The organism is Lysobacter sp. CFH 32150 (assembly GCF_022758295.1).
Classification (GTDB): domain Bacteria; phylum Pseudomonadota; class Gammaproteobacteria; order Xanthomonadales; family Xanthomonadaceae; genus CFH-32150.
This window is the reverse complement of the sequence record NZ_JALDWJ010000008.1, coordinates 33,663-58,608: the sequence shown is the minus strand read 5'-3', so window position 1 is coordinate 58,608 and position 24,946 is coordinate 33,663. Positions and strand designations below refer to the sequence as shown.

The 24,946-nt window shown below is 65.2% G+C and carries 23 protein-coding genes; 6 read left to right on the top strand and 17 right to left on the bottom strand.

Features of this window, described 5'->3' with window-relative positions:
- Nucleotides 1-20: 20 nt before the first annotated feature.
- Nucleotides 21-1,796: a diguanylate cyclase gene (locus MO486_RS11790; RefSeq protein ID WP_242907865.1), complete on the bottom strand. Its 1,776-nt coding sequence runs from the start codon at nt 1,794-1,796 to the stop codon at nt 21-23.
- A 106-nt stretch (nt 1,797-1,902) separates the two neighbouring features.
- Nucleotides 1,903-2,907 (bottom strand): type I glyceraldehyde-3-phosphate dehydrogenase, encoded by a 1,005-nt coding sequence (gene gap, locus MO486_RS11785; RefSeq protein WP_242907863.1) that lies wholly within the window; start codon nt 2,905-2,907, stop codon nt 1,903-1,905.
- A gap of 75 nt (nt 2,908-2,982) precedes the next feature.
- On the opposite strand from gap, the gene MO486_RS11780 reads away from it, so the two are divergent.
- Nucleotides 2,983-3,834, top strand: coding sequence for a S1/P1 nuclease (locus MO486_RS11780; protein ID WP_242907861.1), 852 nt, complete (start codon nt 2,983-2,985; stop codon nt 3,832-3,834).
- Between the two features lie 89 nt (nt 3,835-3,923).
- On the opposite strand, the gene MO486_RS11775 is transcribed toward MO486_RS11780, so the two are convergent.
- On the bottom strand, nt 3,924-4,274 hold the full coding sequence (locus MO486_RS11775) for a VOC family protein (RefSeq protein WP_242907859.1): 351 nt from the start codon (nt 4,272-4,274) through the stop codon (nt 3,924-3,926).
- A gap of 246 nt (nt 4,275-4,520) precedes the next feature.
- Here MO486_RS11775 and MO486_RS11770 point away from each other — a divergent pair, with 246 nt between their 5' ends.
- From MO486_RS11770 to MO486_RS11750, 5 genes are read left to right on the top strand one after another with little or no spacing between them, the layout of a single operon-like run.
- On the top strand, nt 4,521-5,387 hold the full coding sequence (locus tag MO486_RS11770; RefSeq protein ID WP_242907857.1) for an MBL fold metallo-hydrolase: 867 nt from the start codon (nt 4,521-4,523) through the stop codon (nt 5,385-5,387).
- An 11-nt stretch (nt 5,388-5,398) separates the two neighbouring features.
- Nucleotides 5,399-5,830 (top strand): YeeE/YedE thiosulfate transporter family protein, encoded by a 432-nt coding sequence (locus tag MO486_RS11765; protein ID WP_242907855.1) that lies wholly within the window; start codon nt 5,399-5,401, stop codon nt 5,828-5,830.
- The gene (locus MO486_RS11760; RefSeq protein ID WP_242907853.1) at nt 5,827-6,246 is read left to right on the top strand and encodes a YeeE/YedE family protein; all 420 of its coding nucleotides are present in this window, start codon (nt 5,827-5,829) and stop codon (nt 6,244-6,246) included. The genes MO486_RS11765 and MO486_RS11760 overlap by 4 nt, the downstream gene beginning before the upstream one ends.
- Nucleotides 6,243-6,992: a sulfite exporter TauE/SafE family protein gene (locus tag MO486_RS11755; RefSeq protein ID WP_242907851.1), complete on the top strand. Its 750-nt coding sequence runs from the start codon at nt 6,243-6,245 to the stop codon at nt 6,990-6,992. Before MO486_RS11760 ends, MO486_RS11755 begins: the two co-directional genes overlap by 4 nt.
- A gap of 27 nt (nt 6,993-7,019) precedes the next feature.
- On the top strand, nt 7,020-8,981 hold the full coding sequence (locus MO486_RS11750) for an acetyl-CoA hydrolase/transferase C-terminal domain-containing protein (RefSeq protein WP_242907849.1): 1,962 nt from the start codon (nt 7,020-7,022) through the stop codon (nt 8,979-8,981).
- A gap of 73 nt (nt 8,982-9,054) precedes the next feature.
- Here the strand turns inward: MO486_RS11750 and tkt are convergent, their stop codons facing one another.
- The 14 genes from tkt to MO486_RS11680 all read right to left on the bottom strand — a co-directional run bounded on the left by tkt (nt 9,055) and on the right by MO486_RS11680 (nt 24,881).
- Nucleotides 9,055-11,046, bottom strand: coding sequence for a transketolase (gene tkt / locus MO486_RS11745; RefSeq protein ID WP_242907847.1), 1,992 nt, complete (start codon nt 11,044-11,046; stop codon nt 9,055-9,057).
- A 280-nt stretch (nt 11,047-11,326) separates the two neighbouring features.
- Complete coding sequence (locus tag MO486_RS11740) at nt 11,327-11,572, bottom strand: PDZ domain-containing protein (RefSeq protein ID WP_242907842.1); 246 nt, start codon at nt 11,570-11,572, stop codon at nt 11,327-11,329.
- Nucleotides 11,573-11,642: 70 nt separating this feature from the next.
- Entirely contained in the window at nt 11,643-12,959 is a 1,317-nt protein-coding gene (locus MO486_RS11735; RefSeq protein ID WP_242907840.1) for a dicarboxylate/amino acid:cation symporter, read from the bottom strand.
- 47 nt (nt 12,960-13,006) lie between these two features.
- Nucleotides 13,007-14,641, bottom strand: coding sequence for a BatD family protein (locus tag MO486_RS11730; protein ID WP_242907838.1), 1,635 nt, complete (start codon nt 14,639-14,641; stop codon nt 13,007-13,009).
- Nucleotides 14,641-16,401 (bottom strand): VWA domain-containing protein, encoded by a 1,761-nt coding sequence (locus MO486_RS11725; RefSeq protein ID WP_242907836.1) that lies wholly within the window; start codon nt 16,399-16,401, stop codon nt 14,641-14,643. Before MO486_RS11725 ends, MO486_RS11730 begins: the two co-directional genes overlap by 1 nt.
- Nucleotides 16,398-17,414 carry a VWA domain-containing protein gene (locus tag MO486_RS11720; RefSeq protein WP_242907834.1) on the bottom strand — a complete coding sequence of 339 codons (1,017 nt, stop codon included), beginning with the start codon at nt 17,412-17,414 and terminating at the stop codon, nt 16,398-16,400. The genes MO486_RS11725 and MO486_RS11720 overlap by 4 nt, the downstream gene beginning before the upstream one ends.
- The gene (locus tag MO486_RS11715) at nt 17,411-17,869 is read right to left on the bottom strand and encodes a DUF4381 family protein (protein ID WP_242907832.1); all 459 of its coding nucleotides are present in this window, start codon (nt 17,867-17,869) and stop codon (nt 17,411-17,413) included. Before MO486_RS11715 ends, MO486_RS11720 begins: the two co-directional genes overlap by 4 nt.
- 1 nt (nt 17,870) lies before the next feature.
- Nucleotides 17,871-18,794 carry a DUF58 domain-containing protein gene (locus MO486_RS11710; protein ID WP_242907830.1) on the bottom strand — a complete coding sequence of 308 codons (924 nt, stop codon included), beginning with the start codon at nt 18,792-18,794 and terminating at the stop codon, nt 17,871-17,873.
- Nucleotides 18,795-18,811: 17 nt separating this feature from the next.
- Nucleotides 18,812-19,804, bottom strand: a complete 993-nt coding sequence (locus tag MO486_RS11705; RefSeq protein WP_242907828.1) for a MoxR family ATPase — start codon at nt 19,802-19,804, stop codon at nt 18,812-18,814.
- Nucleotides 19,805-19,929: 125 nt separating this feature from the next.
- Nucleotides 19,930-21,858: a type IV pilus secretin PilQ family protein gene (locus MO486_RS11700; RefSeq protein ID WP_242907826.1), complete on the bottom strand. Its 1,929-nt coding sequence runs from the start codon at nt 21,856-21,858 to the stop codon at nt 19,930-19,932.
- 15 nt (nt 21,859-21,873) lie between these two features.
- Nucleotides 21,874-22,422, bottom strand: coding sequence for a pilus assembly protein PilP (locus MO486_RS11695; protein WP_242907824.1), 549 nt, complete (start codon nt 22,420-22,422; stop codon nt 21,874-21,876).
- 7 nt (nt 22,423-22,429) lie between these two features.
- A complete protein-coding gene (gene pilO, locus MO486_RS11690; protein ID WP_242907822.1) occupies nt 22,430-23,101 on the bottom strand; it encodes a type 4a pilus biogenesis protein PilO in 672 nt (223 codons plus the stop codon).
- Nucleotides 23,098-23,823 carry a PilN domain-containing protein gene (locus MO486_RS11685; RefSeq protein WP_242907820.1) on the bottom strand — a complete coding sequence of 242 codons (726 nt, stop codon included), beginning with the start codon at nt 23,821-23,823 and terminating at the stop codon, nt 23,098-23,100. Before MO486_RS11685 ends, pilO begins: the two co-directional genes overlap by 4 nt.
- Nucleotides 23,823-24,881, bottom strand: coding sequence for a pilus assembly protein PilM (locus MO486_RS11680; protein ID WP_242907818.1), 1,059 nt, complete (start codon nt 24,879-24,881; stop codon nt 23,823-23,825). Before MO486_RS11680 ends, MO486_RS11685 begins: the two co-directional genes overlap by 1 nt.
- Nucleotides 24,882-24,946 lie beyond the last annotated feature (65 nt).

The following is a 24,946-nucleotide window of genomic DNA, read 5'->3' as shown; positions in this document are numbered from 1 at the left end:
TTCAAACCAAGGCCTACCCCTTACAGCGAGATGCGATTGCGCCCGGCGTTCTTGGCACGGTACAGGGCGGCGTCGGCGCGGCCGAGCATGACTTCGGGATCGTCGCCGTCGTCCGGCTCGATGCTGGCGACGCCGATGCTGACCGTGACCACGCCTATCGGAGAGCCGGCGTGGGCGATGTCGGCGTGGATCACGCTGGTGCAGATGCGTTCGGCGACGCCGCGCGCCTGCTCCAGCGTGGTATCGGGCAGGAACACGATGAATTCCTCGCCGCCGGGCCGCACCACCACGTCCTCGCGGTGGTAGAGCGCGCTGCGCACGGCACCGGCGAAGCGCTTGAGCGCGTTGTCGCCGCGCTGGTGGCCGTAGCGATCGTTGTAGGACTTGAAGTGGTCGATATCCAGCGCCAGCGCCGACAACGGTCGATCAGTCGTTCGTGCCTCGTGCCACAACAGCGCCGCCACTTCGCGGAAGCCGCGATAGTTGAGGCAGCCGGTCAGGGCGTCGGTGCGACTGAGGCGATCGAGCTCGGACACCGCCGTGCGCAATTCCTGCGTGCGCTGCGCGATCTCGCGCTCGCGTGCGCCGACCACCTGTTCCAGCGAACGGCGCAGGCGGCGCTGTTCGTCGAGGCTATGACTGGTCTCGCGATAGGCGTGACTGAGGCGGTTGGTGAGCTGATTCATGGCATCGGCCAGCGGCGCCAGTTCGCTGGGCATCGATTCGGACGGGATCCGCGGCGAGTCCTGGTCGAGGGCGAAACGCTGCATGCGTTCGAGCAGTTCGCGCACGCTGCCGGTTAGGCGCCGCATCTGCCACCAGGCGATTGCGAACACGCCGGCCGCCACCAGCAACAACAGGACCAGCAGCGCGAGTACGTTGCGGAACAGTTCCACGTCCAGGCCGTGTTTGGGTTGCAGCAGTAGCAAACGCCAGCCGACAGTGAGCGGTACGGCGACGCCATACGCATCATCACCGTCGCGCAACACGCCATTCACGCGTTGCAGTGTGCGCTCCTGCGGGTGCGTGGCGATGCGCTGGAGTTGCTGTGCGGGCGCGTCGCTGCCGATCCGATCGAGCGGTGCATACGGCAAGCCGGCGCTGGCGTGCACTACGGCTCCCGCGCGATCCAGCAGCAGCGCTTCGTAGCCACGTTCGCGCAGCAATTGCCCACGCAGGCCGGCGACGGTTTCGACCGTGATCGAAGCCTCGACGACACCGGCGAAACGTCCATGTTCGTACAACGGTGCCGACAGCGCGACCAACGCATCGTTGCGAACGCGGCCCAGGATGACATCCGAAACGTAACTGGTGCCCGTGCGCGCCGGTTCGGTGAAATAGGCACGGTCGCCCACTTGCAGATTCGCCTTCGAAGCTGGCGCTGGCGGATCGCGCAGCAGTAGTCCGCCCTTGGCGTCGGTAACCAACAGACTGCGGAACGCCGGGTAATGCCGGCGCAGTCGTTGCAGATCGGCACTCCAGCGCGCGCGGTCGGCGAGATTGCGTTCAGCACTGCGGCGCTCGGCCAAGTCGGCGACCGCAGCACGATGCGCGCGGAGGAAGTCGTCGAGATCGCGTGCGGTGGATTCGGCAACCGATTGCAGACGTTCGCCGGCGCGATCACGACGAGAAATCGCGTCACGCCAGGTAAACAGCGCCGACAGTGTCAGCGCCGGCAGGATGACGGCGAGCACCAGCAGCCGCGCGAACTCGCGACGCAGCGCCCAGTCCGGACCGGTGCGCTGGATGCCAGAGGGCTCGGCTGCGGCCATAAGCGGCCACGCTAACCGTGGCATGGCGACTCCCGCAACCCGTAAGGGGGTGACGGCAGGGGCACTGCGTCGCAGAAACGACGAAGCCCCGGGGTGCCGGGGCTTCGAAGTGACATTTGGGGTCGGTTGCTTACTTCCCCGCGACCACTTTGACCATTTCCAGGCACTTGGTGGAATACCCCCACTCGTTGTCGTACCAGCTGACCAGCTTGACGAAGGTACTGTCCAGGGCGATGCCGGCATCGGCATCGAAAATCGAGGTACGGGTGTCTCCGCGGAAGTCGGTGGCGACGACCTTGTCTTCGGTGTAGCCGAGCACGCCCTTCAATGCGCCTTCGGACTGCGCCTTCATCTCGGCGCAGATCTCGGCATAGGTCGCCGGCTTCTCGAGCTCGCAGGTGAGGTCGACCACGGAAACATCCGAGGTCGGCACGCGGAAGGACATGCCGGTGAGTTTCTTGTTGAGTTCGGGGATCACCACGCCGACGGCCTTCGCGGCGCCGGTCGACGAGGGAATGATGTTCTCGAGGATGCCGCGGCCGCCGCGCCAGTCCTTGTTGCTCGGGCCGTCGACGGTCTTCTGCGTCGCGGTGGTGGCGTGCACGGTGGTCATCAGGCCACGCTTGATGCCCCACTTGTCGTTGATCACCTTGGCGATCGGCGCCAGGCAGTTGGTCGTGCACGAGGCGTTGGAAATGATCGCCTCGCCCTTGTAGGTCTTGTCGTTGACACCGTAAACGAACATCGGCGTGTCGTCCTTCGACGGCGCCGACAGGATCACCTTCTTCGCGCCGGCATCGAGGTGCTTCTGCGCGGTGGTCTTGTCGAGGAAGAGGCCGGTGGATTCGATGACGACTTCGGCGCCGACTTCGTCCCATTTGAGGTTGGCCGGATCGCGTTCCTGGGTCAGGCGGATCTTCTTGCCGTTGACGACCAGCGTATTGCCTTCGACCTTCACGTCGCCCTTGAAGCGGCCGTGCACCGAATCGTACTGGAGCATGTAGGCCAGGTAATCGGGCTCGAGCAGGTCATTGATGGCGACGATCTCGATGTCGTTGCCGAAATTCTGCACGGCCGAGCGCAGCACGTTGCGGCCGATGCGGCCGAAGCCGTTGATACCAACCTTGATCGCCATTGGGGGTTCCTGAAGGGACGGGGGTCACGAAAGCGCAGTATTTTAACGGCTCCGCCGCCCCGACCCCACCCCGCCATGCGCCGATTGGCATTGTCCTCGCTGGTTTTCCTCCTTGTCCTCGCCGCCTCCCCCGCCGCACTGGCCTGGAGCGCCCTCGGCCACCGCCTGGTCGGCGCGTTGGCCGAACGCCACCTCACCCCCGCCGCCAAGGCGGAAGTCGCCCGGTTGCTGGCCGGTGAGCCTGACCCGGACCTCGACGGCGTTGCCTACTGGGCCGACGCGCTGCGCGACAACGACCCGCCGCGCTTCAAGCAGACCTCGCGCTGGCATTACGTCAATTACGCCTCGGGCACCCAGTGCGCGTTCGATCCGGCCAAGGACTGCCCCGATGGCAATTGCGTGATCGCCGCGATCGAGGCGCAGCGGCGCATCCTGGCCGACCGCAGCCAGCCGCGCGAGGCACGCCGCGATGCGTTGAAGTTCCTGGTCCATTTCATCGGCGACATCCACCAGCCGCTGCACGCCAGCAACCGTGCCGACCAAGGTGGCAACAAATTCCAGATCAGCCTGCGCACCGACCTCGAACCCGAGGCGTACGCACGCAAACATTATGTCGACGGCGTGATGGGCACCAACCTGCATTCGGTGTGGGACTACTACGTGCTCGGTAGCCGCGGCCTGAAACTGCAGCAGTACGCCGACCACCTCGACCGCCAGCCTTGGCCGCCATTGCCTGCCGAAGCGGCATCGACGCCCGAAGCCTGGGCTGGCGAATCCTGCCGCCTGATCGATGCGCGCCAGCTGTATCCCGCGCAGCATCGGATGGACTACGCCTATCTCAATGCGATGCGGCCGCTGGCCGAGCAACGCGTGCGGCAGGCGGCGTGGCGACTGGCGTCGCTGCTTAACGAGACGCTTGCGAAATAGCGTTTGGATCAAGCCTACCCGCGATGCGGGTTCGGCTTGTTGCAGGCGTCATTGTCCGAAGCCCAACGACTGTTGAGCTCCAGGGTGCATCAGGTATTCGTTGGGGGTTTTTGCCCGATCCACAACCGATTTCCGTCCGGATCATCGATGCGGAATTCAGTCATGCCGTAGAACGACGCTTCCAACTCGGGGATAGCCAATCCATTCCTACGCACCTGCTCGTGATACTCAGCAATGTCGTCCGGATACAAGTAGAGAACGGAATCACGAGGAATCGCTGGATGGGCGTTGATTGACTGATCCACCATCAGGCGACACTCGCCAAAGCACAGCATCGCCCAGCGCCAATCATCATTTCTCTGCTCGATGCTGAAGCAGAACTCGACACTCGCGGGCATGCTTCTCACTGGCAGCATCGGGATGAGGCGGGTCATCTTCATAGGAACCTTCTAAGGTGGTACGAGGCCCGACAGCGTGTTCGTCTCTTCGCCATTCCCGCGAATGCGGGAATCCAGTGGGACTGGTTTGAATCTTTTGTTTCTTGAGGCCTATGTATATACCGAGAGAGAGCGGCGGCAAAGGCCACAGCTCCTTCGCGGGAATGGCGAAGCAGAACCCCGGCCGACTGGGCGACGAGCGCGGCACGGCGGCTTATGATGGCCGCGACGTCGCCTCTGGAGCCGCGCATGCAGCCGCAGGTGCAAGCCTTCCACCACGCCGACACCGGCACCTGGAGCTACGTGGTGGCCGATCCGGCCACGCGCACGGCGGCGATCGTCGATCCCGTGCTCGATTTCGATGCCAAGTCCGGGCGGACGTCGACGCCATCGGCGCAAGCCCTGCTTGATCATGTCCGTAATCAGGGTCTGCAGGTGCGGTGGCTGCTGGAAACCCACGCCCATGCCGACCACCTGTCCGCCGCGCACTGGCTGAAGTCACAGCACTTCCCGGACGCAACGCTCGCGATCGGCGAAGGTATCCGTGACGTGCAAAAGGCGTTCCGCCCGATCTTCAACCTCGGGGAACACTTCCCGATCGATGGTTCGCAATTCGACCACCTGTTCGCCGACGGCGAGGCCTTCACCATCGGCGAGCTCGATGCGCGCGTGATCGCGGCACCGGGCCATACCAGCGACAGCAACGCCTACCTGATCGGCGATGCACTGTTCACTGGCGATTCGTTGTTCATGCCTGACGGTGGCACCGCGCGCTGCGACTTCCCGGGCGGCGACGCGGCGACGCTTTACCGTTCGATCCAGCGTCTGTTCGAACTGCCCGAGAACACCCGCGTGTTCGTCTGCCACGACTACGGGCCGGGTGGACGCGAAGTGCGTTGCGAGACCACGATCGGCGAGCAGAAGCGCGGCAACATCCATGTCCGCGATGGCGTCGACGAAGCGGGGTTCGTGACCATGCGCAAGGCGCGCGATGCCACGCTCGCCATGCCTGCGCTGATCCTGCCTGCGGTGCAGGTGAACATCCGCGCCGGCGCGCTGCCGGAAGCGGAGGACAACGGCGTGCGTTACCTCAAAGTTCCGCTCGACCGCATCTGAGCTGATACACCATGCCGACCGAATTCACTCCCATCCCCGCATTGATCGGCGGCGCCATGATCGGCTTGGCCGCGGTGCTGTTGCTGGCGCTGGTCGGCCGCGTCGCGGGCATCAGCGGCATCCTCAATGGCGCCATCGAGCAGCACGACGGACGCGCATGGCGCTGGTCGTTCCTGATCGGCCTGGTCGCCGGCGCCGCGCTTTGGTTCGCGCTCGGCAGCGGGGTTTCGCCGCCGCGCACCGGATTCCCGTTGCCGTGGCTGATCGCCGCCGGTCTGCTGGTCGGGTTCGGCACGCGGCTCGGCAGCGGCTGCACCAGTGGCCATGGCATCTGCGGACTGGCGCGCTTGTCGAAGCGTTCGCTTGCGGCGGTGGTCGCGTTCATGGGGGCCGGCATCGCGACGGTGTTCGTGTTGCGGCATGCGTTCGGACTGCTGCCATGACACGGCTGCTGTATGCCCTGCTCGCCGGCGCGGTGTTCGGGTTCGGGCTCGCGGTGTCGGGCATGACCGATCCCGACAAGGTGCTGAATTTCCTCGACGTCGCCGGGCGCTGGGATCCTTCGCTTGCCCTCGTCATGGCCGGCGCGCTGTTCGTCGCCACGCCTGGCTATGCGTGGATCCGTCGACGCCGCAGTACCGCGATCTGCGGTGATCCACTGCAACTTCCCGCCAGCACAAGCATCGATGCGCGGCTCCTCGTCGGCAGCCTGTTGTTCGGCGTCGGCTGGGGCATTGCCGGTTACTGTCCGGGGCCTGCGCTGGCCAATCTCGCACGCGGCACTGTGGAAGCGCTTGTGTTCGTCGCGGCTCTGCTGGCAGGCTCGCTGCTCGCCCGCGCACTCGACCGCCAGCCTTGACCGAATCCGAACTGATCCTCGCCGCGCTGTTCTTCGCAGTCGCGGCGCTCTACTCGTCGGTCGGCCATGCTGGCGCCAGCGGCTATATCGCGTCGATGGCCCTGCTCGGCTTCGCGCCGGAGCAGATGCGGCCGACCGCACTCGCGCTGAACCTGCTGGTCGGCGGTATCGGTCTGGTGCGCTTCTGGCGCGGCGGCCATGTGCGCTGGCGCAACGTCCTGCCGTTCGTGCTGGCCTCGGCGCCGGCGGCGTTCTTCGCCGCACAGGTGAAGTTGCCGAAGGAAAGCTATTCGATCCTGCTCGGCCTGGTGCTGCTGGTCGCCGCGGTCGGCGTATTCCGCCACGCCGCACGCGCCGAAAGCGAGGATGCAGAGGCAATCGGGCGAAAGGTGCCGTGGCCAATCGGTTTGATCGTCGGCGCATCGATCGGTGTGCTCTCCGGCCTCACCGGCACCGGCGGCGCGATCTTCCTCACGCCGTTGCTGCTGTTCGCGCACTGGATGCCGACGCGGGAAGCGAGCGGCACCTCGGTCGCTTTCGTGTGGATCAACTCGCTAACCGGCCTCGCTGGCCTGCTGCATGCAACAGGAACGCTCCCGCAGGCGTTGCCCGCATGGCTTGGTGTCGTGGCGGTGGGTGCGTTGCTGGGCACGCAGTTCGGATTGAAATGGCTGCCGGTGAAGGGCCTCCGTCGTGCACTCGGCGTGGTGCTCCTGATCGCGGCGGCCAAGTTGTTGTTCGCCTAGGACTACCGCGTCGGTTAGGCTGCCGGCATGCAGGTCCGCCCGCCGCCCGCGCTGTTCGACACCCTCGACGCTGCCGTCGATTTCGTGCTGTTGCGCACCGATGGCCCGCTCCACGTCGGCGCACAACTCGGGCTGGGCAAGCCGCACCGACTGTTGAATGCGCTGTACGAGCGCATCGAACACGAACCCGCACGGCGGCTGCACCTCTACACCGCGCTATCGCTCGATCCGCCCCAGGCCAGCGGCCATGGGCTCGAAGCACGCTTCCTCGGCCCGTTCGTCGAGCACCACTTCGGTGCCGATTTCCCGCGCCTGGCCTATGTGCAGGCGATGAAACGCGACGCGCTGCCGAAGCATGTCGAGATCGAGGAGTTCTATTTCCAGTCCGGCGCATTGCTGGATTCCGCCCAGGCGCAACGCCGCTACGCCAGCCTCAATTACACCCAGGTGGCCAAGGCGCTGGTGGATCGCGGCATGAACGTGCTGCTGCAGAAAGTCGCGCGCGAGCCGGGTGGCGCGCGATTGTCGCTGTCGTGCAATACCGACCTGACCTTCGATGCGATCGATGCCATCGTCGCGCGCGGGTTGCCACGGCCGCTGTTGATCGCCGAAGTCGATCCCGAATTACCCTGGCTGGGCGGTACGGCGGCGGTCGATGCGGATTTCTTCGATGCCGTAGTGACGCCGCCTGGGCCGTATCCGAAACTGTTCGGTCTGCCACGGCAGCCGGTGGCGGATGCCGAGTACGCGATCGGTTTCTACGCCAGCACGCTGGTGCGCGACGGGGGGACGCTGCAGATCGGTATCGGCGCGCTGGCGGACGCACTGTGCCATGCGCTGGCGTTGCGGCACATCGACAACAAAGCGTATCGACGCGTACTGGCTTCGCTCGATCCCGCACTGGTCGATCCGTTGCATACCGATCCACGTGATCTCGCCCCGTTCTCGATCGGCCTGTACGGCTGCAGCGAGATGCTCAACGAAGGCTTCAAACGCCTGGTCGAATGCGGCGTGATCCGGCGCAAGGTGGTCGACGACGCGGCGTTGATGCGGCGTATCAACGATGGTTCCGCGAGCGAAGCGGACCATGCGACGCTGGAACGTGACGGCGAATTCCTCCACGGCGCGTTCTACCTCGGCTCGCCGGCGTTCTACGACTGGCTGCGCAACCTGTCGGATGACGAACGCCGCGGCATCGGTATGAAGCGCGTCAGCGAGGTCAATGAGTTGTACGGCGGCAATGAAACCCTGGAACGACTGCAGCGCCGCGATTCGCGTTTCTTCAACACCTGCATGATGGCGACCGCGCTCGGCGCGGCGGTCTCGGACGCGCTGGACGATGGACGCGTCGTGTCGGGCGTCGGCGGCCAGTACAACTTCGTAGCGATGGCGCATGCGCTGCCGGAAGCACGATCGGTGTTGATGCTGCGCGCGGCGCGCGATGCTGGAGGGCGCACCGGTTCCAATATCGTCTGGAACTACGGCCATACAACGATCCCGCGCCACCTGCGCGATGTCTATGTCAGCGAATACGGCATCGCCGACGTGCGCGGCAAGACCGACGAAGATTGCGTGCTTGCGATGACCCGCATCGCCGATGCGCGCTTCCAGAACGACCTGCTGGACACCGCCAAGCGCAACCGCAAGCTGCGCATGGATTTCGCCGCACCTGCGGCGTGGGCGAGCAACCAGCCGGCGCGCCTGCGTACCGTGCTGGCACCGCTGCGTCGCGACGGCACCCTGCCCGACTATCCGCTCGGCAGCGATTTCACCGTGGTCGAACAACGCCTGGTCAAGGCGCTGGGCTGGCTGAAGACGAATACGGCCACACGAGCCGGCAAACTGCGCACGGTGCTGCGGGCGATCGGCAGCAGCGCCAGCGACGATCGCGAGGCGCTGGTGCGCATGGGCTTTGAGTCCACCAGCGGATTGCGTGGGCGACTGGAGATGAAGCTGTTGTCGCTGGGCTTACGCGAAACTCGGGCGTAAATGTAGGGTGGGCTTCAGCCCACCATTCTCAATCCGGCATGGGCAATGGTGGGCCAAGGCCCACCCCACGAAATCAACCTAACGATTTCGCCGCGGCCACCACGCGCTCGACGGTGAAGCCGAAGTGCGGCATCAGCGCCTCGATCGGCGCCGAGGCGCCGAAAGTGTCGATACCCACTACCGTGCCGTCGAGGCCGACGTACTTGCGCCAGAAGTCGGTGACGCCCGCTTCGATCGCGACGCGCTTGCGGCAGGCATTGGGGAGCACGGATTCACGGTACTCGGCGTTCTGGCGGTCGAACACGTCGGTCGACGGCATCGATATCACGCGCACCTTGTCGCCGAGTTGTGCAGCGGCCTTCACTGCGAGATCGACCTCGGAACCGGTGGCGATCAGGATCAGTTCCGGTGCGCCCACGCTGTCGCGCAAGACGTAACCGCCGCGCTTGATGTTGGCGACCTGCGCTTCGTCGCGTGCCTGGTGCACGAGGTTCTGGCGCGAGAAGATCAAGCAACTCGGACCATCGTTGCGCTCGATCGCCGCGCGCCACGCCACCGCCGATTCGACTGCGTCACAAGGACGCCAGACGTCGTTGTTCGGGATGTAGCGCAGCGATGCCAGGTGCTCGATCGGCTGGTGGGTCGGGCCGTCCTCGCCGAGGCCGATGGAATCGTGCGTGTAGACGTGGATCGCGTGCGCGCCCATCAGCGCGCTCATGCGCACGGCGTTGCGCGCGTAGTCGCTGAACACGAGGAAGGTGGCGTCGTACGGGATGAAGCACTCGTGCAGGCCGAGGCCGTTGCTGATCGCGGTCATCGCGAACTCGCGCACGCCGAAGTAGATGTAGTTGGCATCGGCATCGTCGGAGTTCACCGACTTGCTGCCCTTCCACAAGGTCAGGTTGGAATGCGCTAGATCGGCCGAACCGCCGATCAGTTCCGGCAAGTGCGGCGCGAAGGCTTCGATCGCCATCTGCGAGGCCTTGCGCGAGGCGATCGTCGGGGCGTCGACCTGCAACTTGGCGATGTAGGCATCGGCGGCGGCGGTGAAGCCTTGCGGCAGTTCGCCGTGCGAGCGACGCGTGAGTTCGTCGGCGAGTTCCGGATACTGTGCGGCGTAGCGGTCGAACAACGTATTCCACTGGTCCTCGCGCACCAGGCCTGCGTTGCCTGCGCGCCACCCGTCGTAAAGCTCTTGCGGGATTTCGAATGCTGCATGCGGCCAGTTCAACGCCGCGCGCGTGGCAACGACTTCATCCTTGCCCAGCGGCGCGCCGTGGCTCGATTCCTTGCCGGCCTTGCCCGGCGAACCGAACCCGATCGTGGTGCGGCAGCAGATCAGCGTGGGCTTGTCGGTGGCCTTCAGTGCGGTCTCGATCGCACGCTTCACTTCGTCGGGATCGTGGCCATCGACCTTGCGGATCACCTGCCAGCCGTAGGCTTCGAAACGCGCCGGCGTGTCGTCGGTGAACCAACCGTCGACATTGCCGTCGATGGAGATCTTGTTGTCGTCCCAGAACGCGATCAGCTTGCCCAAGCCCCAGGTGCCGGCCAGCGACGCGGCCTCGTGCGAGATGCCTTCCATCAGGCAACCGTCGCCCATGAACACGTAGGTGTGGTGGTCGACGACTTCGTATTCGGGCCGGTTGAAGCGCTGAGCCAGCAGTTTTTCCGCCAACGCCATGCCGACTGCATTGGCGAAGCCCTGGCCGAGCGGACCGGTGGTGGTTTCCACGCCCGGGGTCATGAAGTTTTCGGGATGGCCCGGGGTCTTCGATTCCAGCTGGCGGAAACGCTTCAGGTCGTCGATCGACAACGCATAACCGGACAGGTGCAGCAACGCGTACTGCAGCATCGAACCGTGGCCGTTGGACAACACGAAGCGGTCACGGTTGAACCAGCCCGGGTTGTTCGGGTTGTGCCGCAGATAGTCGTTCCACAGCACTTCGGCGATGTCGGCCATGCCCATCGGCATGCCCGGATGACCGGACTTGGCAGCCTCGACCGCGTCGATGGCAAGGAAACGGATGGCATTGGCGAGGTCGCGGCGGCTGGGCGTCGTCATGGGAATCTGCAGGGATCTCTTGAGCGCGGATGCTCGGGCACCCGCGGGGCGGCGCCCGTCGGCGTGCGGGCCGGCCTATTGTCCCATCCGTGCCGGGCGCTGTCGCGGTTGCGGGGGCGGCGGCGCGGTGTTAGCGCCAATGAGGCTCGCACGTAGGGTGGGCTTCAGCCCACCGCCAATTTCCGGGAAAGCGATGGTGGGCTGAAGCCCACCCTACGGCCTCATTCGGGCCGTTTCACTGCGACCAGCGCGACGCTGTAGACCTCGCCGCTGGGCCGTTTCAGGTCCACGTGCAGGGTCTGCCCCACCTGCCGCTCGGCCAGGGACTCAGCTCCTTGGCTTTTCTACCCGTCATGGGCACGCCCTCGACCCTGTAGATCGTGTCGCCCACTGCGATCGGACTGCGCGCTGCCGGCGACACCGGCACGAGGCTGCCGACGGTGACGCTCTTGACCGTGGGGTTCAGGAAAAACCCCTCACCGCTGAACTTCAGGCCGAAGCCGAACCAGCCGCGTTCGCCGGCCACGGCCAACGCGCTCCACGACAGCAGCAGCGCGGCGACAACGCAGATCCATCCCTCTGGCTGCGGATGCGGGTCATGCCGGAGTCGTCGCAGGCGCGGGGACGTCGGTTTCGCCCCGAGAGACCATCGCGGCGATGCCGAGGTCGCCGGTGACGTTGACCGTGGTGCGGCACATGTCGAGGAAGTGGTTCACGCCCAGGATGAGGCCGAGGCCTTCCGCCGGCACGCCGACCATGGTGCAGATCAGGGCCACCACCGGTAGCGAACCTGCAGGGACGCCAGCGGTGCCAATGCCGCCGAGGATGCAGACGAACATCACCGTGACCTGCTGGGTCAGGCTGAGGTCGATGCCAAAGAACTGTGCCAGGAACAGCACGGTGATGCCTTCGAACAGCGCGGTGCCATTCTGGTTGGCGGTCGCGCCGACCGTCAGCACGAAACGCGACACGCGGCGCGGCAGGCCGAGGTTCTCATCGGCCACGCGCAATGCGGTCGGCAGGGTGGCGTTGCTGGAGGCGGTCGAAAAAGCCATCAGCATGGCTTCGTCCACGCTGCGAAAGAATTTCAGCGGCGACCAGCCGCCGATGAGCTTCAGTGCGATGGAATAGACCACGAACATGTGCAGCGCCAGCGCCAGCACCACGACCAGCACATAGCTCGCGAGCTTGCCTAGCAGCTCCCAGCCGAACAACGCGGCAAGGTTGAACATCAGGCAGAACACCGCGTATGGCGCCAACCTGATGACCAGGCCGATCAGCGTCATCGAGACTTCGAACAGCCCTTCGATGCCGCGCTTGAGCGTCTCCGCCGCGGCGGAACGGGTCAGCACCAGGCCGACACCGAGCATCAGCGCGAAGAACATCACCGCGAGGATGGTGTTGTCGGCCGCAGCCTTGACGACGTTGTCGGGCACGATCGCCAGCAACATGTCGAGACCCTTGGGCTGTGCCGTGCTGTCGCTGACGATGGCCTGGGCGCGTTCGGAGCCTTCGCTGAGCAATTGCTGCGCCTGCGCCGGATCGACGCCAGCGCCTGGCTTGAGCCAGTTCACAAGGAGCAGGCCGATCAGGACGGCGATCGCCGACAGCACTACCGTGTAACCCAGGGTGCGCCAGCCGATCCGGCCAAGCGCGCGCACGTCGCCCATCTCCGTGATGCCGACCACCAGTGCCGAGAACAGCAGCGGGATCACCAGCATGAAGATCAGGCGCAGGAAAATCGTCGCGAACGGCTGGGTGAGGTAAGTCGTCAACGACTTCACCCAACCGGCATCGGCGCCAACGCCGTAATGCACGAACAAGCCGAGCAACAGGCCGGCGACGAAGCCGATCGCCATCTTCCAGTGCAAGGGCAGGCCCGCTTTTTTCGCGGTTTGGTTTGGTGCGGACATGCGTGATCCCGGGTGCAAAGACCCGCGGAGCTTAGCAAACCGGTCGATCAGGTCGGCGGGTACAACGGCGGCAACGGTTCTGGTTTGCTCGGCGCGGATGGCCGCCATTGCGGCCCGCGCTTGAATGCCGCGCGCACCGCCGTGCGTGCAACTGCGGCATCGCCGCCAGCCCAGCGCGCGCGCTGCAACATGTCGATTGCGGCGCGCTGTGGTTCGGAATCGAGGCGTCCGCGGAGTTCATCGAGGCTATCCACCGGCGGGCTTGCCAACGCACACAGGCTGTCGGCGATTTCGCTGAGATCACCGGCATCAAGCACTCGCTTGAAGTGCGCCCGCGTCGTGCCGCCTGTCGCAGGCGGTGCGGCTGCCATTGGCGTCGTGGTTGCATGCGGCTGTCGATGCAGGCCCCACCACAACGTCACGAACCACAGGATCGCGAACAACACCGTCGCCAATGCCCACGGCAGGATGCGACCTTGCACGCCCGGCACGCGGATACGGCCGTCGTCGGCGTTCGCGGCATCGGTGGGTGGTGGTGTGGCGAAGTTGCCGACGCCCGGCGCGACTTGCAGCGACAACGCCGGCAGCGTCGCCGTCCGTGCTGCACCCGCAGTCACGTCCCACCATGCCAGGCGCGGTCCGGTGACACGCAAGGTACCTGCGCGTGCCGGCACGATCGAGAAGCGACGCGTCACAGTGGCTTGCGGACGGCCTGCGGCGAAGGATTCGTCGATGCGTGCCGGTTCGGGGAAGACCTGCGCACCATCGCCCATCGTCAGTTGCAGCTCTGGCAGCTGGGCTGCACTGGCGCCGTCGGCGACGGCTTCGACCGCGACCGTCGTCGCTTCGCCCGCGCGCACCTGTTGCGGCGTCGCCGTGTAGCGCAGGCGCAGGTCGCGTAGCGGCAGCCACGGTTGCGGTGCGTTCGCCGGTACAGCGCGCACATGCATCGTGCGCAACGGGGCGACCGTATCGAGTTCACGTCGGCGGTTGCCGAGGAGTTCGTCAAAAAGGTCGCCAACGCCATGTCCCCGGAAGCGCGCACCGGGAACGGTCAACGTCCCGCTGCGTTCCGCGATCAGCAGGTAGCGGCGTTCGAGCACGAAATAGCGGCGCCCACCGATCTCGCGGGAGTACTGCAAATCATCACCGACACGCTGCAGCGTCGCGCCTTCCGGTGCGGCCTGGTCGAGCTGCCCCGAGATCAGCGGAATCGCGGAATGCAAACGCACCGAGAAACGCACCGGTTGCTGGACGTAAGGGTCGGGATCATCGACTTCGCTTTCGATGAAGGCGTCGCCGCGTGCGCGTGACGCAGCCGCGACGTTGGGTGCCACGGTCAAGGTGAGTGGTTGCGTGAGTTGGTTGCGGACGCGCAGCGCCGGGATACCGAACACGCCATCACGCATCGGCCGCAATGCGACCGCATACAACGTGCGCGTCCGGGTCTGGCCGTTGCTGCTTTCAACCTCGCGGCGGCTGCTGTGGCCGCTGAGATCGAAGTCCTTCAGCAACGGTGTGTAGTCAGGCACGCCGATGAGCTGATCGGTCTCGATATTGAGGGTCGCGGTTTCGCCCATCGCGATGCGATCGCGATCCAGCCATGCACGCGTCTGCGCCTGCGCAACGACAGCGGCGAACAGGAGCACCAGCATCGTGATCATCCGCAGCGCCATGCGCATCAGTCTGCTCCCTGCCGCTGACGGCGTTCGTATTCGAGGCGGAATTTGGCGCGCAGCAAGCCACCCGGATCATCCGGGATGCGTTTGAGCCAGGCTTCTGTGGCGAGACGGCGTTCGCGCTCGGCCGAAGTCTCGGCGCGCGCTTGCGCTTGCGCTTGTGCACGCTCGCCTGCCTTGCCTCCGCGCGCCTGCGCCAGTGCGCGTTGCATGCGCTCGCGTTGTGCGGCGTCCGCAGCACGTTGCGTCTCGGCGTCGACAGGCTTGGCCGGTTGCGGCTGTTGTGCAGATTGCGATGGTGGCGATGGCCGCTGATTGCCGCGGGATTGCGCACCCTGCTGCTGTTGCGACTGTCCGGGCTTCGATGGTTGCGAGGAGGCGCCGGATTGCGGGTTCTGTCCGCCCTGCGATTGTTGTTGCTGGTTCTTCTGGCCGCGATTGTCCCGCTTTTGCCCTTGCGGCGGCTTGCGCTTCATCGCCGCCTCCACCGCCCGCTTGTTGGCAAGCGCGTCGGCCATGCCCGGTTGCACGCGCAAGGCATCGTCGTAGGCCGCGATGGCTTGCGGGTACTGGCCTTGTTTCGCCAAGGCGTTGCCGCGGTTGTAATGCGCATCGGCGCTGTCGAGACCCGTCCATGCCTGCGCGGCCCGGCCAAAATCGTTCTTGCGGTAGGCCTCGGTGCCCTGCGCCATGCGTGCATGCGCGAGCTGATCGGGACGGCGCCACAACGTACTTGACTCCTGTGCATGCGCAGGGAGCATGGGCAACAACGCAAGCGCCAGGAGCGCCGTCATCGTGGCGCCGCCACGGCGGAATGCGAGCAGCGCCAGCAGCAACAACGGCGGCAGCAGCCAGTAACCCTCGTCCTGCCAGTGTTGGCCGGTGGTGCCGCGAGCGCTGGCGGTGTCGGTTTGTTGCGGATCCAGCACGCCGAGCGCACGCAGATCGGCGGCATCCGTCGCCAGCGTCGCGTAGCGGCCGCCGCCGGCTTTCGCCAGCGCACTTAGTGAGCCGGCATCTAGCCGTGTACGTCCGATGCGACCATCGCGGTCGCGATAGGCGGCACCAGCCTCCGTGCCGAGTCCGAGCGCCGACACGCGATAACCACTGCGTGCGGCCGTTGCCGCTGCGCTGCGCGCCTCCGCATCGGCGTGATCGGTGAGCAGCAGGATATCGCCGCGATCGAAACCGGCTTGGTTGAGCAAGCGCATGGACCAGGCAATGGCGCGATCGGTGCGCTGGCCGTCGACCGGCATCACGTCCGGCGCCAGCGCATCGAGGAACAGCGCGACATTGCCGGCGTCATCGGTCAGCGGTGCAACAGTGAATGCATCGCCAGCGTAGGCGACGAGGCCAACCTGGCCGCCCGCACGCTCGCGCAAGAGCGTTGCGAGCTTGGCGCGCGCCTGCAGCAGGCGCGAAGGCGGCAAGTCCGACGCCATCGCGGTGCTGGACAGGTCCAATGCGATCACCAGTGGCGCCTTGCTCTGCCACAGCGGTTGCTCGCTCAGCTGCCACGCCGGTCCCGCCAGCGCGACCACCGCCAGCGCATACGCGAGTGCGCCGATCAGCATTGCGCCGCGCGTGCGCAGATCCGGGGCCGTCTCGAGCAGATGCGGCAGCAGGTGTGGATCGACCACGCCGCGCCACACGCTCTCACGTCGACGCCGCGCCCGCCACCACCATGCGAGCAAGGGCAACGCGAGCAAGGCCCACAACCAATCGGGGCGGACAAAATGCAGCGTCGGTAGGACGTCGATCACGTCAACCTCCGCTTCGCTGCGAAGGCGAGCAGCGCCAACACCAGCGCACCACCCAAGGGCCAGGCGTAACGCTCGATGCGCGGGCGCACACTCTGGCCGGGACGTTGCACGGGCTCGAGTCGGTCGATCTCGGCGTAGATTTCGGCCAGCGATTCGGTATCGCGAGCGCGGAAGAAGCGGCCGCCGGTCTGTTGGGCGATGCGTTGCAACCCGGCTTCGTCGATCTCATCGCCGCCACCCGGCATCGGCAAGCGGAAACCGAATACGGTCAGTCCGCCTTCGCCACCGAAGGCGATCGTGTGCACGCGCACGTGCTCTGATTTCGCCAGCTCCGCAGCCTTGTCCGGAGCGAGCGTGCCAGCGGTATTGACGCCGTCGGTGAGCAGGATCACGACGCGCTGATCCGCAGGCTGCGTGCGCAGGCGCTTGACCGCCAACCCGATCGCATCGCCGATCGCAGTTGCGCGCCCCGCGAGGCCGACCACGCTGTCCGCAAGCTGGTCGCGCACGGAGTCGCGATCGAGCGTCAGCGGCGTCAACACATACGCGCGGTCGCCGAACACCAGCAGGCCGACCCGATCGCCGGCGCGACGATCCAGGAAATCCGCGAGCACGGCTTTCGCCGCAGTCAAACGATCGACGACATTGCCGCCGAGTTCCACGTCCTCTTCGCTCATGCTGCCGGACAGGTCGACTGCCAGCATCAGGTCGCGGCCGACCTGCGGCGGTGCGATCGCAGGCCCGAGCTGCTGCGGCCGCGCCGCTGCGATGCACAGCAGGGCCCACGCCAACCACGCCAGCGCTCCGGGACCGCGTCCACGCACGCTGCGTCCACCTGTTGCGGCTACCGCATCGATGCGCGCGCCATACGGGACCTTCAAGGCTGCAGACGCGCTGCGTCGCGATGGAAGCAACCAGCGTGCCAGCCATGGCAATGGCAACGCGCATAGCAGCCACGGCCAGGCGAAATTGCCGAGCGCCTCCTGCAATGCAACGAGCTGCGGCAGGCTCATCGCTTCGCCGTCATCCACGACAAGTAGCGCATACGCGCCAACGGGCGCAACGCCGCGACGTCCTTGGCACCGACATCGGATCTGAACGCACCTTCCAACAACAAGCGCCCCGCGCCTTGGGCGAACACGGGCTGCTTCAGGCCGGCATCGAGGAACTGCAACCAGACATCGCCGGTATAACGATCGGCCCCGGCGTCATGGCGTCGCGCCGCCCGCCGCAGGAGGTCCGACATCGCCGCGACCTGCCCCGCCGGCGAATCGGCACGTTGCAAGGCGGCATCGAACAATGCAGCGATCGCCTGTTCACGGCGGCGGCGGCGTTCGGAAAACCACCACGCAACTGCAATCAGCATCAGGAGAATGGCCGCCAGCAGCCACCATCCCGGTGCCGGCGGCCACCACGGCGGCGGCAAGGTTTGATGGATGTCGCGCAGCGGCAGGCTGTCAGGTTGCATGTCAGGCCACCTGCGGCTGCACGCGGCCGAGCAGTGGCAGCCATGCCTCGCTGGCCGCATCGGTCGACAAGCCATGTACGCGAACGCCACGCGATGGCAGTACATCGAGCGCGGCATCCAGCGGCACGACGAATTCATTGCGCCAACGTTGCCGTTGCGCGGCTGCCGCCAAGTCGAGTTCGACCCGGTGGTCGCCTGCCATGAACGGCAATGCCGCCTTCGGCGGATCGCGTTCCAGCGGATCGGTGAGCAGCAGCACCACGATCTCGTGATGCGCCGCGAGCCCCGTCCAGCGGCGCGTATCGATGGCGGCGATGCTGGTCGGATCGGCCAGCACGATTAGGCGCGAACCAGGCCGCAGCAGACGCTCGGCGTGCTCCAACGCGAACACGAGGCCTGCATCATCGGTGGGCGGCGCGCTGTACCAGCGCACCAGCGCATCGAGCACGCGCAACGCCCCACGCGGACCGGATGCCGGCGGCACCGGCGCCTCCTTGTTGCTGCCGCGTAACGCCGCGAGCCGATCGCCATCGCGCACCGCGGCCCACGCCGCGATCGCACCGGCACGCGCAGCCTGTACCGATTTGAAACGCACGCGGGTCCCGAAATACAACGCCGGGGTGGTGTCGGCAACGATCAAGGTCAAGCGCTCACGCTCGGCCTGGAACAGTTTGGTGTGGGGGCGGCCGCTGCGCGCGGTGAGTCGCCAGTCGATATGTCGCGCGTCGTCGCCGATCGTGTACTCGCGCGATTCGGCGTATTCCATGCCGCGCCCGCGCATCGGTGATAGCGCATGGCCACTGACCCCATGCCGACCGCGCTTGGCCGCACGCCGTCCTTGCGCGACAGCACGCAGCGCGACAAGTTCTGCCAGCGTCGGCACGATGCCGTCGCCAGAGTGATGCGCAGCAACGTCTGTAAGCATCGCCTCGTCCCTCGCGCTCAGGGCAGCGGCACCTTGTCGAGCAAGGCGTGCACCAGGCGGTCGCCATCCCAGCCTTCGGCGGTGGCTTCGTAACTCGGCAGGACGCGATGCCGCAAGACATCGGGTGCAATCGCGCGCACGTCGTCAGGAGTCACAAAATCCCGGCCGGCCAGCCAAGCGCGCGCTCGCGCGCAACGCTCCAGCGCGATCGAGCCACGCGGGCTCGCGCCCCAGGCGATGCGGCGCGCGAGACCCGCGTCGTAGCGCTTCGCATCACGCGAGGCCAGCACCAATTCGATCAGATAACGTTCGAGCGTCGGCGCCACATGCAAGTCGAGCACCGCGGCGCGCGCAGCAAACACGTCCGCCTGCGATACCTTCGCGAGCGTCGTCGTTGCTGGCTGCAGGTTGTCGCGTGCACGCTCGCGGGCAAGGCGCAGGATCTCGGTCTCGGCCGAGGCTTCCGGATAGCCGATGCGCACATACATCAGGAAGCGGTCGAGCTGCGCTTCCGGCAACGGGAAAGTGCCTTCCTGCTCGATCGGATTCTGTGTCGCCATCACCAGGAACAGCGGCGGCAGCGGATAGGTATGGCGACCGACAGTGACCTGGCGTTCGCCCATCGCCTCAAGCAGTGCCGATTGCACTTTCGCCGGTGCGCGGTTGATCTCATCTGCGAGCAGCAGCGGATGGAAGATCGGTCCTGGCTGGAATTCGAAACGTCCATCCTGCGGTCGCCAGACTTCGGTGCCGGTCAGGTCTGCGGGGAGCAAGTCGGGTGTGAACTGGACGCGCGCGAAGTCGGCGTCGAGGCGCGACGCCAGCGCACGGATCGCACTGGTCTTGGCCAGACCGGGCGCGCCTTCTACCAGCAAATGGCCGTCTGCGAGCAAGGCGATCAGCAGGCGTTCAATCAACGCGGATTGGCCAACGATGGTTTCCGACAATTGCTCGCGTAACGCACCGAATATGTCGTGCAGGCGGGATGTGGGGTCGCTGCGGCTGTCCATCGGAAGTGCGCTCGATACTGCGTCGGAGCGATTTTGACCCATCCACGCCGTGAAGGTTCAGACGGCGCCTGAACGACGACGGGGGCCATGCGGCCCCCGTCGTGGAATTACATGTACTGCTGCGATCAGTTGCGTTGCGAAACCTGCATCACCTTCGGGGTGACGAAGATCAGCAACTCGGCCTTTTCCTTGGTGCGACCCTTTTTCTTGAACAGGTTGCCGAGCACCGGCAAGTCGCCAAGGAAGGGAACCTTGGTCATCTGGCTGCGATCACTGAACTCGTAAACACCGCCGATGACTACGGTCTGGCCGTCGTTAAGGAGCACAGCGGTGTTGACCTCGCGCTTGTTGATCTGTGGCACGGAACCGCCAGCCGCCTGGACGAAGCTATCGATCTCGTCCTTCTTGACCGCCATGTTCAAGAAGACGCGGCCGTCGTTGGTGATGGTCGGGGTGACTTTCAGTTCCAGCACGACATCCTTGAACTGGACGGTCGGGACGTTGTTGCTCTGGCCGCCGGTCACCGTGACGTAACCAACCTCCTTGCCTTGGCGGATCACCGCTTCCTTCTGGTTGCTGGTGACGACGCGTGGATTCGAGATGACTTCACCGCGACCTTCCTGCTGCAACGCCGACAATTCGATATCCAGCATGTAACCCGCGTTAATGAGCGACAGCGCCAGGGAGCCTGCAGCGCCAACGACCGGCAGGTTGACGTTAAGACCCTTGGTGATGGTCGGTATCTGCAAGGGGTTCGGTGGCGGATCCGCGCTGTTTGCCTGCGCCGTTCTGGCCAGCGAGTCGCCAGTCTTGGTGTTGGAGTCGACATTGCCGTTGAAGAGGACATTGTCCTTATAGCCGGCGATACCGAACTTGGCGCCCAATTCGCGTGCGAACGATTCGGTCGCAATCACGATACGCGCTTCGATCAAAACTTGATCAACCGGCTTATCCAGCAAAGACACCAGACGCTTGATTTCAGCGACTTTAGCCGGGATGTCGATCACGAGCATAGTGTTGGTGCGGCGATCAAAACTGATACTGCCTCGGCCCGAGAGGAACCCGCGCTGCGCGCCGCCGGCACCTGCGGAACCGCTGCCAGACTTGCTCTCCTCGGTTAACAGCTTGGCAATGTCTTCCGCGTTGCCGTAGTTGATCGGGATGAACTCCGTCACCATCTCGGCGCGACCTTCAATCGCAATACGCGCGTCTTCCCTGCTCTGCTCGAATTTGGCGAGCTCGTCCTGCGGTGCGATCCAGACCACATTGCCGTCACGCCGCTTGTCGAGGCCCTTGGCGCGCAAGACGATGTCCAGCGCCTGGTCCCACGGAACGTTGATCAGGCGCAAGGTGACATTACCGGTCACGGTGTCGGAGGCAACGATGTTGAGATTCGACTCTTCGGCGATCAGCTGCAGCACCGTGCGCACCGGCACGTCCTGGAAGTTGAACGTCACCGGGCGACCGGTGTAGGCCCGGGCGGAGCCTGTCGAGACAGTTGCGCCCATCGCGCTGGTCGCGCCGACTGCACGCGCTGGTGCGGCGCGCGGCACGATCTCGACTACGTATTCGTTACCACTCTGGTAGGCCAGCGACTCGTACGCGCCCGAGGTGCTCAGCACCAACTTGGTGCCGGCGCCGCTGGCACGGGCATCGATGCGCTGAACGGGAGTAGCGAAATCGGTGACGTTAAGAGGTTTCTGCAGCGACGGCGGCAACTTGGCGTTGCCGACATCGATGATCACCGTCGATCCCTCGTTGCGCAGGTCCGGCGTGGCTCCACTGCCGCTGAAGCGCAGGCTCAACCTGCCTGCGCCGCCGTCTCCACGCTTGAAGTCGATGTTCGACACGCTCACGGTGCCTGGCAGCTGTTTGGCAGGATCCAGGCTGGGGACCGGTGCGGTGGCCGCTTGCGCCATCAGCAAACGTGCGGGCTGCGCGGCATCTACCGCGCTGAACGCGGTTAACAGGCCGATCGCGAGTCCGCACGCACCGGCGCGCAAGGACATGGGGCGCCGTGCCGGCCGCATACGTTTGGCGTTGAATACGGTCATCGTGCTATCCCCCAATCATTGATCTTCGAGTGCGACCGAAGCGGGACGCTCCAGCCAGCCACCCGCGCCATCCGGCACCAGTTCTACTATTTCGATCCGATCTTCGAACACGCCGGTCACGCGACCGTCGCTCTGCCCCATGTACACGCCAGGACGCACCCGATAGGTGACCTTGTCCGGCGCCATTACCAACGCAATCAGCCCTTCACCTCGGCCGATCGTGCCGACCATGTCGAGGCTGTCGAGCGGGAATTGCTCCAGCGTTTGCTTGGGACGGCTCGGATCCGGGCGCGGACCACTACCGCCGCTTTGGTCTGTGAACAACTCACTGAAAGGATCCCGCAGGGCTTGTGCCGCATATTCGAAGGTTTCGAACTGCTGCATGACCGGCAGCGGATCAAGCGGAGGCGCAGGACGCGCTTTGACCTCGGCGATCCACTTCTCGAGATTGGGTGCTTCACCCGGCGTACTGCTAATACCGCGACCGCAGCCAGCAAGGGCGACGACAAGTGCCGCCCACAGCAGCGTGCGTGAACCAGCGGGCGTGGTTTGCATCATGCGCATGCGCATTTTAGGTTCCTCCTCCCTGCGCCGGAGTTGCAGCAGCTTGTTGCTGAGCTGCAGTCTCTTCTTCGTCCAGGTAGCGGTAGGTCTTCACCGTACCGGCCAGCTGGAGGATGCTGTTCGGCCCGATCTTGGCGCCTGGCGTCGCGCCCCTGGGCGTCAGCACGATGTTGTGCATGGTCATGATCACCACGCGCGGCAATGAAGCGACACCGCTGACGAAGGCACCGAACTGGTGATAGGTACCTACCATCCGCAAGTCGATCGGCTTCTCCGCGTAGAACTCCTTGGGTGCCTCGGGGCCAGGCTGGAACAACTCGTTGGTGATGCCAGTAGCCAGCGCCGTCTGCGAGATGTCGATGATCAGGTCCGGCATCTCGGTCTTGCTCGGCAGCTGCCGCAGCATCTGCTGCAACTGCTGCTCCATCTGGGCCAGTTGCTGTTTCAGTGGCTCGAGGTTGGACGCACGGCCCTGCTTGGTTTCGAATTCGGTGCGCAGGTCGGCTTCCTGGCGTTCCAGGGTAGCCAGTTCCGTCCGCTGGTCCTGCACGATGAAGTACCACACCAGTCCGATGATCACGGCACCGATCAGCACGCACAGGCCGACCTTGTATTGCTGTGGCCAGATCGCAGTGTTGTTGAAGCTGAGATCCCTCAGCGCCATCTTCTTCTGGCTCATGGCGCGCCTCCTGCGGCAGCGGGTGCGGTGGTCGTTGCCGGGGCGGCAGGCGCGGCCGGGGTGGTGGCTGGTGCACCCGGAGTGGCGGTCGGCGCCGGGGTGGTGGTCGGCGCAGCTGCAGGTGCGACAGGTGCGGCCGGCGCATCAGGCACGCCATCGCCATCTGTGTCCTTAGGCGCGTTCGGATTGGCCAGCTTGACCTTCAGGTTGAACTCGTAGGGCAGGCCCTTGTTCTCACCCTTTGCCTCGATCACCGACAGATCGGGGTTGGTCATCCAACCCGAGCCTTCCAGGTTGCGCATGTAGGTACTGACTCGCGCGTTCGACTGCGAACGGCCGACCAAGGTCAGCATGTCGCCTTCCTGCTTGATCGTGGTCAGGGTGACGCCGTCGGGAATGGTGCGCACCAGCGAATCGAACAGGTGCACCATCTGCGAACGGTTGGCCTGCAACTGCTCGATGACTTCCTTGCGCGCCAGCAGCTTGGCTTTCTTCTTGTCGAGTTCCTCGATCTCCTTGATCTTCTTGTCGACCTCGGTGATCTGATCCCGCATATAGGCGTTGCGGTCGTTCTGGCCGCTGATCTGCGCCTTGAAATAGCCGACGATCAGGAAGGCGAGCACTGCCGCGGCCAGGGCCGACAGGCCGACCATCACCAGGAACTCCTTCTGCCGAAGCTTGCGGCGTTCGGCGCGCCAGGGAAGTAGGTTGATCCTGGCCATCAGTCGAAGCTCCTCAAGGCGAGGCCGCAGGCAATCATCAGCGCGGGGGCGTCCTGCGCCAGCGCATGCGCCTGCACGCGCGGGCCGAGCGTCATCTGCGCTAGCGGGTTGGCGACCACGGTCGGCACACCGAGCTGCTCCTCGACCATTTCGGCGATGCCGGGGATGGAGGCGCAGCCACCGGCCAGCACGATCTGGTCGACCCGGTTGAACTCGCTGCCGGCGTAGAAGAACTGCAGGAGACGACTGATCTGCTGGACCATCGCTTCCTTGAAGGGTTCGAGCACTTCGATCTCGTAGCTCTCCGGCAGCCCGCCCTGGCGTTTGGCCAAACCGGCTTCTTCATAGCTAAGACCGTAACGGCGCATCACTTCATCAGTGAGCTGCTTGCCGCCGAAGACCTGCTCGCGGCTGTAGATGCTGCGGCCATTGCGCAGGATATTGAGGGTCGTCATCGTCGCGCCGGTGTCGACCATCGCGATGATGCCGCCACGTGGAGCCGACAAACCTTCGGAGAGCAACGCGAACGCGTTCTCGATCGCGAATGCTTCGACGTCCATGACCCGGGCGGTCAAGCCGCCGACTTCCAACGCCGAAACACGCGCTTCGACGTTTTCCGAGCGCGAGGCCGCGAGCAGCACCTGCACCATCTCGGCATTGCCCGGCATCTGACCCAGCAATTCGAAGTCGAGGTTCACTTCCTCGATCGGGTACGGGATGTAATTGACCGCCTCGAGCTCGACTTGGGATTCCAGGTCGTCCTCATCGAGATCGCCCGGCATCGGGATGATCTTGGTGATCACCGCCGAACCTGCGACCGCGGCGGCCGCGTGCTTGACGCGGGTGCCGGAGCGCGCGACGGCACGACGAATGGCTTCGCCCACCGCCTCGACCTCGACAATGTTCTTCTCCACCACCGCGTTCGGCGGCAAGGGCTCGACGGCGTAGTGCTCGACCCGGTAACGGTTACCGGCTCGCGAGAGCTGCAATAGCTTGACCGCAGTCGAGCTGATATCGACGCCGATCAAGGGCGGCTGACTTTTTGTGATCAGTCCCACGGTTTCTCCCCTATTCACGGGCGCTTACGCGCACTTCGTGCCCTAGAGCATTAAATAACGGACTT